Annotated in this window: 10 protein-coding genes and 2 pseudogenes; 5 read left to right on the top strand and 7 right to left on the bottom strand. The window is 41.1% G+C overall.

Going from position 1 to position 12,759, the window contains the following annotated elements:
* Window positions 1-339 precede the first annotated feature (339 nt).
* The 3 genes from gatB to NWP21_RS15695 all read right to left on the bottom strand — a co-directional run bounded on the left by gatB (window position 340) and on the right by NWP21_RS15695 (window position 5,081).
* Window positions 340-1,815 (bottom strand): Asp-tRNA(Asn)/Glu-tRNA(Gln) amidotransferase subunit GatB, encoded by a 1,476-nt coding sequence (gatB, locus tag NWP21_RS15705; RefSeq protein ID WP_280793374.1) that lies wholly within the window; start codon window positions 1,813-1,815, stop codon window positions 340-342.
* A 92-nt stretch (window positions 1,816-1,907) separates the two neighbouring features.
* The gene (locus NWP21_RS15700) at window positions 1,908-2,921 is read right to left on the bottom strand and encodes a 3-oxoacyl-[acyl-carrier-protein] synthase III C-terminal domain-containing protein (protein ID WP_280793373.1); all 1,014 of its coding nucleotides are present in this window, start codon (window positions 2,919-2,921) and stop codon (window positions 1,908-1,910) included.
* Between the two features lie 75 nt (window positions 2,922-2,996).
* A complete protein-coding gene (locus NWP21_RS15695) occupies window positions 2,997-5,081 on the bottom strand; it encodes a tetratricopeptide repeat protein (protein ID WP_280793372.1) in 2,085 nt (694 codons plus the stop codon).
* Window positions 5,082-5,324: 243 nt separating this feature from the next.
* Here NWP21_RS15695 and infC point away from each other — a divergent pair, with 243 nt between their 5' ends.
* Window positions 5,325-5,819 (top strand): translation initiation factor IF-3, encoded by a 495-nt coding sequence (gene infC / locus NWP21_RS15690; RefSeq protein WP_342393879.1) that lies wholly within the window; start codon window positions 5,325-5,327, stop codon window positions 5,817-5,819.
* 91 nt (window positions 5,820-5,910) lie between these two features.
* Here the strand turns inward: infC and NWP21_RS15685 are convergent.
* The 4 genes and pseudogenes from NWP21_RS15685 to NWP21_RS15670 form a co-directional block, all read right to left on the bottom strand.
* Window positions 5,911-6,122 (bottom strand): annotated as a pseudogene (locus NWP21_RS15685) (hypothetical protein); the annotation flags it as partial.
* A gap of 81 nt (window positions 6,123-6,203) precedes the next feature.
* Window positions 6,204-6,332 carry a hypothetical protein gene (locus NWP21_RS15680; protein WP_271733461.1) on the bottom strand — a complete coding sequence of 43 codons (129 nt, stop codon included), beginning with the start codon at window positions 6,330-6,332 and terminating at the stop codon, window positions 6,204-6,206.
* Window positions 6,314-6,817: pseudogene (locus NWP21_RS15675) on the bottom strand (WD40 repeat domain-containing protein); the annotation flags it as partial. The pseudogene NWP21_RS15675 and the gene NWP21_RS15680, both read right to left, overlap by 19 nt.
* Window positions 6,818-7,932: 1,115 nt before the next feature.
* The gene (locus tag NWP21_RS15670) at window positions 7,933-8,829 is read right to left on the bottom strand and encodes a hypothetical protein (protein ID WP_280793371.1); all 897 of its coding nucleotides are present in this window, start codon (window positions 8,827-8,829) and stop codon (window positions 7,933-7,935) included.
* A gap of 389 nt (window positions 8,830-9,218) precedes the next feature.
* On the opposite strand from NWP21_RS15670, the gene NWP21_RS15665 reads away from it, so the two are divergent.
* The 4 genes from NWP21_RS15665 to NWP21_RS15650 form a co-directional block, all read left to right on the top strand.
* Window positions 9,219-9,437, top strand: coding sequence for a hypothetical protein (locus NWP21_RS15665; RefSeq protein ID WP_280793370.1), 219 nt, complete (start codon window positions 9,219-9,221; stop codon window positions 9,435-9,437).
* Between the two features lie 163 nt (window positions 9,438-9,600).
* A complete protein-coding gene (locus NWP21_RS15660) occupies window positions 9,601-10,248 on the top strand; it encodes a Uma2 family endonuclease (RefSeq protein WP_280793369.1) in 648 nt (215 codons plus the stop codon).
* A gap of 182 nt (window positions 10,249-10,430) precedes the next feature.
* A complete protein-coding gene (locus NWP21_RS15655) occupies window positions 10,431-12,479 on the top strand; it encodes an FAD-dependent oxidoreductase (RefSeq protein WP_280793368.1) in 2,049 nt (682 codons plus the stop codon).
* Window positions 12,480-12,597: 118 nt separating this feature from the next.
* Window positions 12,598-12,759 (top strand): helix-turn-helix domain-containing protein (locus tag NWP21_RS15650; protein WP_271730781.1); only part of this gene is annotated, 162 nt, incomplete at its 3' end.

Genomic DNA, 12,759 nt, shown 5'->3' with positions numbered 1-12,759 from the left:
GCGTATCTCATCTGAGTTAGATACAAAAGGGCGGGCACCGATGCCCACCCCACAAGATTTATAATCTTCAGGTGTGTACTTTATTTACTTGAAAACAGGTCCGGTTAATCAAAGTCAATCAAAAATGTTGGTTTGGGTAAAGCCAAGTGGCTTCCCTGCCTTTTTTGCGATTTTCTTGTGAATAAACAAAAAAATCAGGAGAGCTCATGGGCTGCTCTCCAGATCATTAGGGTTCATCTACAATACATAGAATAGCCTTTAAGGGGTGAGGGGTGTAACCTATTTTTCGGTTTTTTTGTAAAGAATTGATGAAGAATTAGGTTAAAAAACAGTAAAGACCTAAGAATTCAGTTTTTTCTCAACTAATTCATTAGTTAGTTGAGGATCAGCTCGTTTGTCGGTTTTCTTCAAAACCTGTCCCACAAAGAAGCCTTTCAGCTTAGTGTTACCATTGCGATACTTCTCTAGTTCTTTGGGATTAGCTGCGATCGCCTCATCAATGATCGGTTCTAGCACACTAGGATCAGTGATTAACTCTTGACCTGCAAAAGCCTCCTCTGGGGAAACACCACTCAGCAAATCCGCCAGCTTTTGTTTAGCTTGGGCATTGCTGATTTTACCAGATTCAATTCGACTAATCACCTCAGCTAAATTGGCGGGAGTCAGAGCAATTTCCGTAATACTCAGCTTCTGCTTGTTGAGGTATGCGGCGATGTCTTGAGTAATCCAGTTAGCAGCAGCTTTGGGATTAGCGCCCGATGCAATGGCGCACTCAAAATAATCCGCCACGGTGCAGTCTTCTGTCAACACCCTTGTATCATAAGCTGAAAGCCCTAAATCACTTTCATAACGATGACGTTTTTGGGCGGGTAGTTCGGGAAGTTCCCCTCGCCATTCCTCTAATTGGGACTGGGATACCTCAATCGGTGCTAAATCTGGTTCGGGGAAATAGCGGTAATCACTAGAACCTTCTTTCACCCGCATACTAATCGTACGTTGAGCGCCTTCTTCCCATAGGCGAGTTTCTTGGATAATCGGCTCCCCTGCTTCTATGGCTGCAATTTGGCGCTCAATTTCGTAATCAATGGCTCTTTGAATGGCGTTGAAGGAGTTCATATTTTTAATTTCTACCTTAACGCCAAACTTCTGTTGTCCCACTGGACGCACAGAGATATTCACATCACAGCGTAGAGAACCTTCTTGCATATTGCCATCACTCACACCAAGATAACGCATAATTCGGCGTAATTCTTGGGCATATTCCGCAGCTTCTTCACCAGAACGCAAGTCAGGCTCAGAAACAATTTCTACTAATGGCACACCGGCGCGATTATAGTCTACCAGAGAATAGCTAGAACCAGACAGGCGATCGCTCCCCGCGTGTACCAGTTTTCCTGCATCTTCCTCCATGTGCAAACGAGTCACACCAATGCGTTTACGAATCGGTTCCCCCTCAGCATTTACCAATTCGATTTCTAACCAACCATGTTCCGCAATCGGCAGGTCATATTGAGAAATTTGGTAATTTTTGGGCAGATCAGGATAAAAATACTGTTTACGGTCAAATTTACTATACTTAGCAATTTGGCAATTCAAAGCCAAACCCGCCTTTACCGCATATTCCAGGACTTTTTCATTCAGTACAGGTAAAACACCCGGTAAGCCCATACACACGGGGTCAATGTTAGTATTGGGATCAGCACCGAAAGCAGTGGAGCTATTAGAGAAAATCTTGGTATTGGTGCTCAGTTGACAATGGGTTTCTAGACCTATAATCGCTTCGTACTCAGTTTTTACAGTTGTGGCAGCAGTCATACTATAATATTGCTAGTCATACCAAATATTATTAGTTTAGCGATAAATCTCTATCTTGCTCAAATTATTCTCTTGTTAGAATACTTTTTTATCTAATATCTTACAGTTAATGCTGCCCATGAAAAACCAGCCGCACTACTAGCTAACACCACGATATTTCCCGGCTTTATTTTATTGGCTTCTAGAGTTTTTGCCAAGCCAAATATAGTATCTACAGCACCTAGATGACCATATTCAGGCAAAGAAATCAATGTCTGCTCATCCTTTAAATTCAAAGATTCTAAAATTGCTTTAGATAAACTTTTTTTGACTTGATTAGTTAATAAAAAGTCCACATCTTTGATTGAATAACCGCTTTTCTCTAAAGACCTGTGAATCACTTTACCATAGTTTTCTAAATAGACATCCTGTAAGATTCTTTCTAGTTCTTTAGGGTCTTCAACCTTTAAATAATTTAGTTCATCCTTAATTGGTTTACCTCCCACCGGAAACTTAGTTCCTGCTGAGGATACCTTGAGACAATCTACTAACTTTCCATTGGTGATCCCGTGATAAGAGAGAATTTCATTACTTAATTCTCCTTTTTTCAAAATCACTGCTGCTGCACCATCACCCATGATAAATGTTGATAAATTATTCACATCTGAATAATCTAACAGCATAGATAATTTATCACTACAGACTACTAATGCATAAGATAAATCATTATCTGCCAGTAACATATTTCTGCAAATATGTATCCCTAAATTCCCACTATTACAAAAATTTTTCACTTCAAATGCAAAAGCGTTTTCTGCCCCAAGTGCATCTTGAATTTTGGCAGCAGGAGACCAAAATCTATAATCATAATCTCCCGCAGCACAATAAGCAATCAAATCAATTTCACACGCTGTAATTTTTGCCTGCTCTATAGCCCCTAATGCTGCTTTAATTCCCATATCACTGGGATGTTCATCTTTACCTGCAACTGGTTTCTGTTTGATCCCAATCTTGTCAGTGAAAATAAACTCAGGTAACTGAGATAGTTTTGACATTTCCTTACTGGTTAAAATTCCTGGGGGAATGTAATAACCAATAGATGTGATACCAACGGTTTGTTTGCTCATCTATAATCCTCCCATGTTTCCTTTGAATATTTTCAATTTTTTAATATGGAAAATGAAAGGAATATAGTGATGGTTCTATTCAGAAATAATTTCCTTAAAGCTTTTATCATCGGCAATTTCATCAAAATCAATGTCAAATCCTGCATCTTCTTTATAACTGGGATTGAGTTCAATGGCTTTTTGCAGATTTGTCAATGCTAACTTTAGTTGTCTTTGCAGAGCATAGCAAGCGGCTTTATTATAATAAGCACTCCCATAGTTGGGATTAATTTGTAACGCCTTGTCAAAACTGGCGATCGCTTCGTCATCTTCTCCCAATCTGACCAAAGTATAACCGCGTTTATCCCACACCTTGGCAGAATTAGGATTAATTTTGATAGCTTGGTCAAAACTAGCCATGGCATCTTCATATCTTTCTAATTCTATCAAAGAAAGACCACGATTTAACCAAGCCACAGGATCATCACCCTTGACTTGAGTAGCTTGGTCAAAAGATGTAAAAGCCTGTTGATGCTGTCCTAGTTTACCAAAAGCCACACCGCGATCGCACCAAGCCTGGTGATAATCTGGGCGAATTTCAATGGCCTTGTCATAGGAAGTGATAGCATCTTGGTAACGTTGTAATCTTCCTAAAGTCAAACCCCGTTTTAACCAAGCCACGCAATTATCTGGCTGATTTTTCACCACCTGATTATAAACTGCGATCGCCTCGGTATATTTCCCTTGAGTAAATAAATCTTCTGCTTGTTGAAAGTCATCATTAACTGACTCTGAACCTTGTAGCTGCACCTGTGACTCTTCAGACTTGATTAATTCCTGTAAAATCATCTCCTGGCGATGTGCAGCATCCAACTGTAACTTAGAAAGTTGAGATCCAAAATCCCTCTCTAATTTTTCCAGCTTTTCCAGAATCAACAGCTTTTGCTCTTGAGCATGAAATTGTAAATCTGAAAATTGCTCTGTCAACTCCGCTGCTGATGCTTCTAAATTCGTAACAATTAGCGCTTTGCGGTTTTGAGCCTCCAACTGTAACTCAGATAATTCACCCGCAAATTCTGAATGTAATTCCGTCAGACTTTCCAGGAGAGTATCCTTATGTGATTCTACCCCAGACTGTAATACAGCGATTTGAGCCTTAAATAAATTTTCTAACTCCCTTAAACTATCTAGGGTTTTATCTTTTTCCTGTTGCGCATCTACCTGTAACTTTCCTAAACTCTCAAAAATATTATCTTTTCCTTGCCGAGCCTCAGACTGCCAGTTAGATATTTCTCCTTGAAATAATCTTTCTAATTCTCTAATATTCTCTAGAATATCATTCTTTTGGTTTTCAGCATCACCATATACTTTAATCAGATTTGCCACAGTGTGATCTTTCTCTGATTGAGTCTGAGACAGCAACTGAGAAAGTTCAGCCACAAATTCACTCCTAGATGCTTGTAAATCTTCCAGAGTGAGATTCTTTTGTTGTTCAGCCTCTAACTGCAAATTCTCTAGTTTATGGATAAAGTCAGACTCTAGATTCTCTAAACCTTCTATGATTCTATCTCTTGTTTGTTCTGCTGCTAACTGCAACTGAGAGACTTTGACTGTAAAATCAGACTCTAAATTATCTTCAATCTCTTTAATTGTCGTTTTTAATTCTCCTAGGATGGCATCTTTTGACTGCACCATTTCCGATGCTAAATTAGCTAAATTCTCTTGTTGTCTTTGTATATTATGTTGCAACTTCAAAAGTTCTGTTTCCAATTCACGATTTCTCTGTTTAGATTCTCCAATCAGATTTTCCGCATCTTGCTTGACAATAATCAGCTGGTTTTGGAGATTTTCTAACCCGTCTAGCTGTGCCATTGCTCTATGAACAATCTCACGAATTGCTACCCGGCGCAACAGCCAGAATAAAGCAATTACCGACACAGGAAATAAACTCAAGATCACTAACCACAGACTCCACAAGACATTTGTGTTATTCAAACCTGGTTCCACTCCCGGGGAAACTCGCTCTGGAGTAAGCTGTTGTGCTTGCAACTTCTGAGCAGATATTACCTCAGGCCTATTCACTGCTGTGGAACCAGTAGCAATACCAGCAAGCAGCAAGGGCGAAAAGACAAGAGCGCTTTTCAATACTAAAGTGAGGACAACTTGATTTTTGCGCTTCATAAGAACCATCCTGATTCTGGGGTCAGTTTTTTGCAGTGGGTGGCTTATCTCCAATCTATACCAGAATTCAATTCTCACCGAAGACTTCCCCCCCCGCAAGTCCCTAAATTAATTTATTGCGGGTAACCTGGTTGGTGGATCAGTCGGTTATGATATTATGGAGATGCTAAGTGCAAAGTCAGCGCACCTGTCTTAGAACAGAGACTAGGCAAGCCACAAACCCAAGTATTAAATTAAGAGGAAATCATTATCGTAGTTAAAAAACAACTGATCAACTCCCAAATTAAATCCAATCAAGTCTACTTGATTGATCATGAGAATAATAACCGTGGTCTTGTTGATACCGCCGAGGCGCTACACCTAGCAGAAAGTGTAGAGCTTGACCTGGTTGTGGTGTCGGAAAGTAAAGAGGTACCGGTTGCCAAGATTGTCAACTATGGTAAGCTCCAGTATCAAAAGAAAAAACGTCAGACCCAGAGCGCTAGACCCACTGTCAAAGAGGTTCGCTTACGTCCCAATGTGGGTTTAGCCGATTACAATTTACGGATAGCACAAGCAACTCAATGGTTGAGCAAAGGCGATTCAGTCAAATTCGCCATTCGCTTACGAGGAAGAGAGCATCAACACCGCGAACAAGCAGGAGAAATGTTAGACCGCATTGTCAGCGCTCTGAGTGAGGTGGGAAAAGTCCAATCCCTCGATAAACGCTCACTAGTCCTTCAAGTAGTTCCAGCATAAACTACCCACATTTGGCTTGGCCTGAACTGTGGGGTTATACCCACCGAGATCAATATGTTCCCTGAGCGCAGTCGAAGGAATATCAGGGGGAGGAGTTTAATGGGTCGGTACTTTTGAAGTTTACTACTACTTCATCCTTGAGTGGCTCTCACCGGTTCCATTCCAGATATTGATGACTTTTTGGAACCGTTCTACTCCGGTGATTTCGCCCCGTTGATAGCGGTTTTCTGTGGCTCTGATTTGTGCTGCTTCTAGGAGCGATCGCTTGGTGGGTGGAATCATTAAATCATCCAAACTAATGGACTTTACTAATTGGTTTTTTTTCTCTGGTTTTTTGATATAAGCAGCCGGTAGCGTTTGCTGATAAATTTAATTTAATAACCTTCAAAGTAGGCGACGGGCTGCGACACTAAGGGCGATCGTTAATATAAGTTTACCTGCTGTTCCACCAGCGGGGCTGTCCTTCACTTCTTCTCTGTGAGAATAGGTGTGGATTAATAACGCCTTCGCCAAATCTTGATGGTGTTATCGCTACTCCCAGAGGCTAAGGTTTTACCATCCGGGCTGAAAGCTACTGAATAAACCTCCCTTGAATGTCCAGTGAGGGTGACGATTTCCCGCCCCGTGGCGACATCCCACAATTTGATGGTTCTATCCCAACTCCCAGAGGCTAAGGTGCGACCATCCCGGCTGAAAGCTACTGAATGAACCCAATTTGAATGTCCGGTGAGGGTGACGATTTCCCGCCGGGTGGCGACATCCCACAGTTTGATGGTCTTATCGCTACTCCCAGAAGCTAAGGTTTTACCATCCCGGCTGAAAGCTACTGAATGAACCCAATTTGAATGTCCGGTGAGAGTGGCGATTTCCTGACGTGTGGCGACATCCCACAGTTGGATGGTTCCCCTAATCCCAGAAGAAGCTAAGGTTGTACCATCCCGGCTGAAAGCTACTGAAGTGACGTAACCTGAATGTCCGGTGAGGGTGATGATTTCCCGCCATAAAAAGGGTTCATAAGCTTTTAAAGCCTCAATGACCTGAACAGACTTATTGTCTCTAGAGGACAGGAGATTATAAGCCGCATCCTTGACATCGGTTGATTCATCTGTGGTTAAAGCTTGGAGAAGTAAGTTAACCCCCTCATCCCCATAGTTGAGGGCTTGGGATATCGCATTTATCCTCACCTTGGGGTCAGGGTTCTTATATCTCTGCTGCTCCTCTTGGATTCCCCCTAAGACCAGGGCATTTTCTGGAGCGTTACTAGTACCACCTAGTAGTACATCAAATTCCCCTGGTTGTGGCTCGTTCATGATAGTTTACCACTGGTAGTTAATTTAGTCTTGGGGATATTATATAATGACGTATTACCCGATACTTGTTAGGTGGAAAGGTAATTAGGCGGGGTTTAAGCTTGAATGATTTGACTTTCTTCTACTGGCGATAATTATAGGGCGGATACTAAAACCTGTTCAGTGCTTACTTTCAGGTATCTTTGCAGCTAAAGTGAGTTTAAAATCTCAATTGCATCTTCATAATAGGCGGTATTACCTTGAGTGAGGTATAATTGCGCTGCTCTTTGGAGGTCTTCCCTGGCTTTGTTGATGTTTCCTAATTTAAGGTAAATATTACCACGATTGTAGTAAGCTTGAGCTAAATTAGGATCAACCGCAATGGCTTTGTTATAATCAGCTACAGCTAAATCCCATTTCTGCTGGTCATGGTAAACATTACCGCGATTGGTGTAAGCACCGGCATAATTAGGATTAAGTTTAATAGCTTGGTTGAAATCAGCCAGCGCTAAATCCCATTTTTGCTGGTTATAGTAAATAGTACCGCGATTTTTGTAAGCTAAAGCATCATTAGGATTAAGTTTAATAGCTTGGTTGAAATCAGCCAGCGCTAAATCCCATTTCTGCTGTCGAGTGTAAACAACACCGCGATTGAAATAAGCTTCAGAACTAAGAGGAGTAATCCATCTTTGTTTTACTAATTTTGTTTTTTTGTTATAAATAACTATTTCTTTAACATTGGCTTTTAAATTAAATTCTTTCTCCTTAACAATATAACTTGTATAACCTTGTGATCTATAACGCTGTGCGTAAGATATTGCCAGTTATTCCTGAGCAATTGCAATAGATTCAATAAAATTTTCTACAATATTTCCCCCATAAATTCGTTGAGTTCTTCCAATGTTTAGTTTATCTATAGTTGATTGTTTAGTATTAACAAAAGGCAATACAAACTCGGATACTACAATAACTCCTAATTGCTTGTTAGATAATAACTGTTTTGCATCCGACCTCTTAAGAGAAAAAGAAAGCCCTTCTGATGGAAATTTAGAAATTATTTCTGTGGAATTTAACACGTCTAAGTTATAACTCTCAATTTCTTCGAGGTAATCAATACCTCTTCTGTTTTTTGACCGCCTTGATCTTCTATTGTCTTCTAGTTCTAAACGTCCAAATGATGTTAACTTAACTGTTAATAATTCTTGATCAGCATTATAACTTGTATTAAAACTCTTTTCTCCAATCTCTATATTATATGTATTATTTATATTAATACCTTTTCTTTCTAGATTTACCGAGAAAATATTAAGTAATCTGCTCAATCTTGCTTCATGCTCAGATGTGGTTTCAAATTGTGTTTTGTTCGGATTCTTACTTACAAAATTATTTATTTCCTGTAAAAAGGACTGAGTAATATATTTGTAATTACTAGGAAATATTTTCTGGTTTTTGTTACTTTTAACTTGAAATTGGTCGTAACCTGTTATGCTATTTTCCTTTGCCATCTTCTGAGATGACTGTATTTCTAGATTATTTTTCTGGTATTTCCCTGATTCACGTGTTAACCCCAATGGGCTGGGAATTTGTTCCACACAGCCTGGGTAGGAGCTTGAGGAACAGGTGAAGCTGTTTTGATTAGCTTGACCCCAAGTGGGAGTAGCACTGAGGGTGAATGTCAGTGTTGTTAAGCCTACAGCCCTAGTTAGTCCTATTAATTGCATGGGTTTTACCTTTGATGGTTAGTTGAATATTTAACGGTATGCGTACTTATAAGAAGAAACAGCAAAAGTTTAAATAGATGAAATTTATAATACCACACTCAAATGGAAATAATAAAATAAATGACACATTTATTTTATTCAACCTCAGTGATAGTATTTAGGTAATCTTGTCATCTATCTAAAGATAGATTTTTGAGAATATAAAAATTTTAGAGTAGTATTGACCCCACCCCCAACCCCTCCCCTTACAAAGGGAGGGGGCTATATGGAATGGCGATCGCATTACAGTAGCACTGACGCGATCGCCTTTAACACCAGCGCTTCGCTATCGCATCCCATCAAGACCATCCAATATATGATCTTCTAGTCAGATTTATCTGACTTTAGCTTTGAGACGGGGGTTTCTAACCCCCGGCTCCCCCTGTAGCATCAAACGGGATCAACCCAGAGCGATCGCCTTACAGCAGCACTTCGCGATCGCCTTTAACACCAGCGCTTCGCGATCTGCTTACAGCAGCACTGACGCGATCGCCTTTAACACCAGCGCTTCGCGATCGCATCCGGTCAAGACCATCCAATATATGATCTTCGGTGTCAGATTTATCTGACTTTAGCTTTCAGACGGGGGTTTCTAACCCCCCGGCTCCCCGTGTAGCATCAATTAGACGAAACAAGTTAAAATTGATCTAAGAGGTAAGCTATATGTAAAAAACAATTCCAGAAATTTATTCACAGAATACTTGCTTTATTGAATCATCAGGAAAAATCATCATGGGAAAATCAGCCCTAAAGCTAATCACAGTTGATGAATTTATTGCTGAATACGGCGATCAAGAAAATTACGAACTAATTGATGGGGAATTAATCGAAGTGGAACCAACCGGACCCCATGAGCAGGTATCATCCTTAATTGGGCGCAAACTTAACGTAGAAATTGATCATCAGGACTTACCATACTTTATCCCCCATCGCTGCTTAATTAAACTATTAGGAACAAATACAGCATTTCGTCCCGATGTTATTGTCCTAGACCAAACACAACTAATCAATGAGCCATTGTGGCAACAAGAACCAGTCATTACATCAGGTAAATCTATCAAACTAATAGCTGAAGTCGTCAGTACAAATTGGCAAAATGACTACGCCCGTAAAGTCGAAGATTACGCTTTACTGGGTGTCTCGGAATATTGGATAGTTGATTATTTGGGTATAGGTGGTAGAGACTATATTGGCAAAATCAAGCAGCCTACTGTTACAATTTGTACATTATTAGACGATGAGTATCAAAAGCGATTGTTTCAAAACAACGATCAATTGGTATCCTCCATCTTTCCTAATTTGCAATTAGCAGCAAAACAAGTCTTTACCGCTGGAGTATCCCCATACAATCAGGACTTACGCAAAACACAACAAAAGTAGGGGTAATTCATGAATCACCCCTACATCAGAACCAGGTTTTTAGTCCAATCTTACTTAAGTCCTATTTAAGTCTGGCTTTTTTGCTCAAGTATCAAAAGTTTCCATGTCTCTATTGAAGTTGTGAAGAACATTTATTACATGGTAGCGTCTACTTGGGATAGCGGTTCAACGTTACCCTGACTATGAAGCATCAACAGAAATTAGCTTACAGCTTGACCTCATTAATCAGTATCAGCTTAATATCCAACTTTATTACACCTGATTCTGCCATTCTTGCCGCACCACCGAGAAACCCAGACAAAACCGTAAATTGTGACATTTTAGTTGTGGGTGGCGGACTCTCAGGTGTAGCTACAGCTTACGAGGGGTTACTAGCAGGAAGCAAAGTTTGTCTCACAGAAATTACTGATTGGTTAGGGGGTCAAATTTCTTCCCAGGGAACATCTGCATTAGATGAACGCCCCACCCAACGCAGTCGCCAATTTTATTCTCGCGGCTACTTGGAATTGCGAAATCGCATTGAACGCAAGTATGGTAAACTGAACCCTGGGAACTGCTGGGTAAGTGACTCTTGTTTTCTGCCTCGTGATGCCCACACGATTATCAGTCATATGCTCAGAGATGCCGAAAGAAAGGGGAAAGGCAAGTTAGAATGGTTTCCCAATACAGTAATTAAGGATTTAGAAATTACACCCTCTACAGTTGACGGGGGTGGACAATTAATTAGTAGTGCGATCGCCATTCAACATCAACCAGTCCCAGGCGCACCACCTCATAACACCTTCACCTTATCTCAAACCATTGAAGATGCTTACCGTTACCAAAACTCATCTCGGTTTACTAAAAACATCATTCGCTTAGTTCCCCAAAACACACAAGGGAATTCTCCCAAATGGTACATCGTAGACGCTAGCGAAACCGGTGAAATGATCGCCCTGGCCGATGTTCCCTACCGTTTGGGTATTGACCCCCTCTCCCACCTCGAACCCTCTTCCTCCAGTACCAAAAACAATCCTTATTGTACCCAAGGCTTCACTTACACCTTTGCAATGGAAGCCACTAAGGAACCACAACCCCAGGAAATGCCCCCATTCTATCCACAGTATGCCCCATATTTTAGTTATGAATTACAGCGGTTGGCAAACTTTGACGTAGTTTTCACCTATCGCCGCATTTGGAGCCAGCAGCGGGGACAACTTGTAAGATTTGGAGGTGTAAGGTTTTCGGCTCCCACACCAGGGGACATTTCCATGCAAAATTGGACTTGGGGTAACGACTATCGCCCTGGAACCCCTCAAGATAACCTAGTTTACACTCGCCAACAGTTGCAAGCTACTGGACAATTACAACCCGGCGGATGGATGGGGGGACTACGAACCGAAAGCCTCCGCAGAGGTGAAGAAAATGCACTAGCCTACTATTATTGGTTAGTTGCTGGGACTACAGATTCTCAACTTGGTACAGGTGTCAAGCAGCAACACACAAATCACCGTTTTATATCTGGGTTCAATTCCCCCATGGGAACAGCCCATGGCTTATCCAAATATCCCTATATCCGGGAAGGACGACGCATTATTGGCCGTCCCAGTTGGGGACAACCTGGAGGTTTTACCATTTGGGAAACTGATATTTCTCGTCGCGACTACAACGATGAGTATTATCGTTATACACTGCCTGTAGATATGTACCGCCGGTTACAAGCAACACTGGCTGGTTTGGAAGCTATCTCTGTAATTATAGGTCAAAAGCCACCGGAACAGGTAATACGGCGGACTCGTTCTACTATTTTCCCTGATTCTGTAGGTATTGGTCACTATGCCATAGACTTTCATCCTTGTATGGAGAAAAGCCCCCCAGAAAAGCCCGGTAATAGAGAACTTCCCGGAGAAAGGCGGGGTGCTGGTGCTGCTTATCCCTTCCAAATTCCTCTCAGAGCCATGATTCCCCAGAAAATCGACAATTTGCTCCTAGGAGGTAAAAGTATCGCCACTAGTCACATTGCGGCCGCTGCTTATCGGGTACACTCCTTTGAATGGTCTGCGGGTGCTGCTGCGGGAACCACCGCGGCTTTTGCCTTAAAAAATCAAGTTGCACCTTACCAACTGGTGAACAATTTACCCAGTCCAGAACCACAATTAGAGGCTCTCAAACGTCTATTAGAGCAAAATGGCAACCCGACAGCTTTTCCTGATACTTCAATTTTTAACGAAAACTGGGATAATTGGCGTTAATCTCACAGGTTTAGTAGCTAGTTACGTTTTTATTAACTAATACTAACAAATAATCACATTTGCTCAAAATTTCCTGTCATCTTTTCGCTTTGTGACAGAATTACAGTAAAATTACCGTATGCTACTAGGATTCAAAACCCAACTCAAAGTTAACAAGCAACAACGACTACTACTGGCGCAACACGCAGGAGTAGCCAGACACGCTTGGAATCAAGGTTTAGCACTTTGTCAACAGGTATTATTACATAACAAACTTAATCCTCAAGACAAAATCAAATTT

Source organism: Anabaenopsis sp. FSS-46, from assembly GCF_029891665.1.
Lineage (GTDB): Bacteria > Cyanobacteriota > Cyanobacteriia > Cyanobacteriales > Nostocaceae > Anabaenopsis > Anabaenopsis arnoldii.
This window is presented reverse-complemented; position numbering and strand designations above follow the sequence as displayed.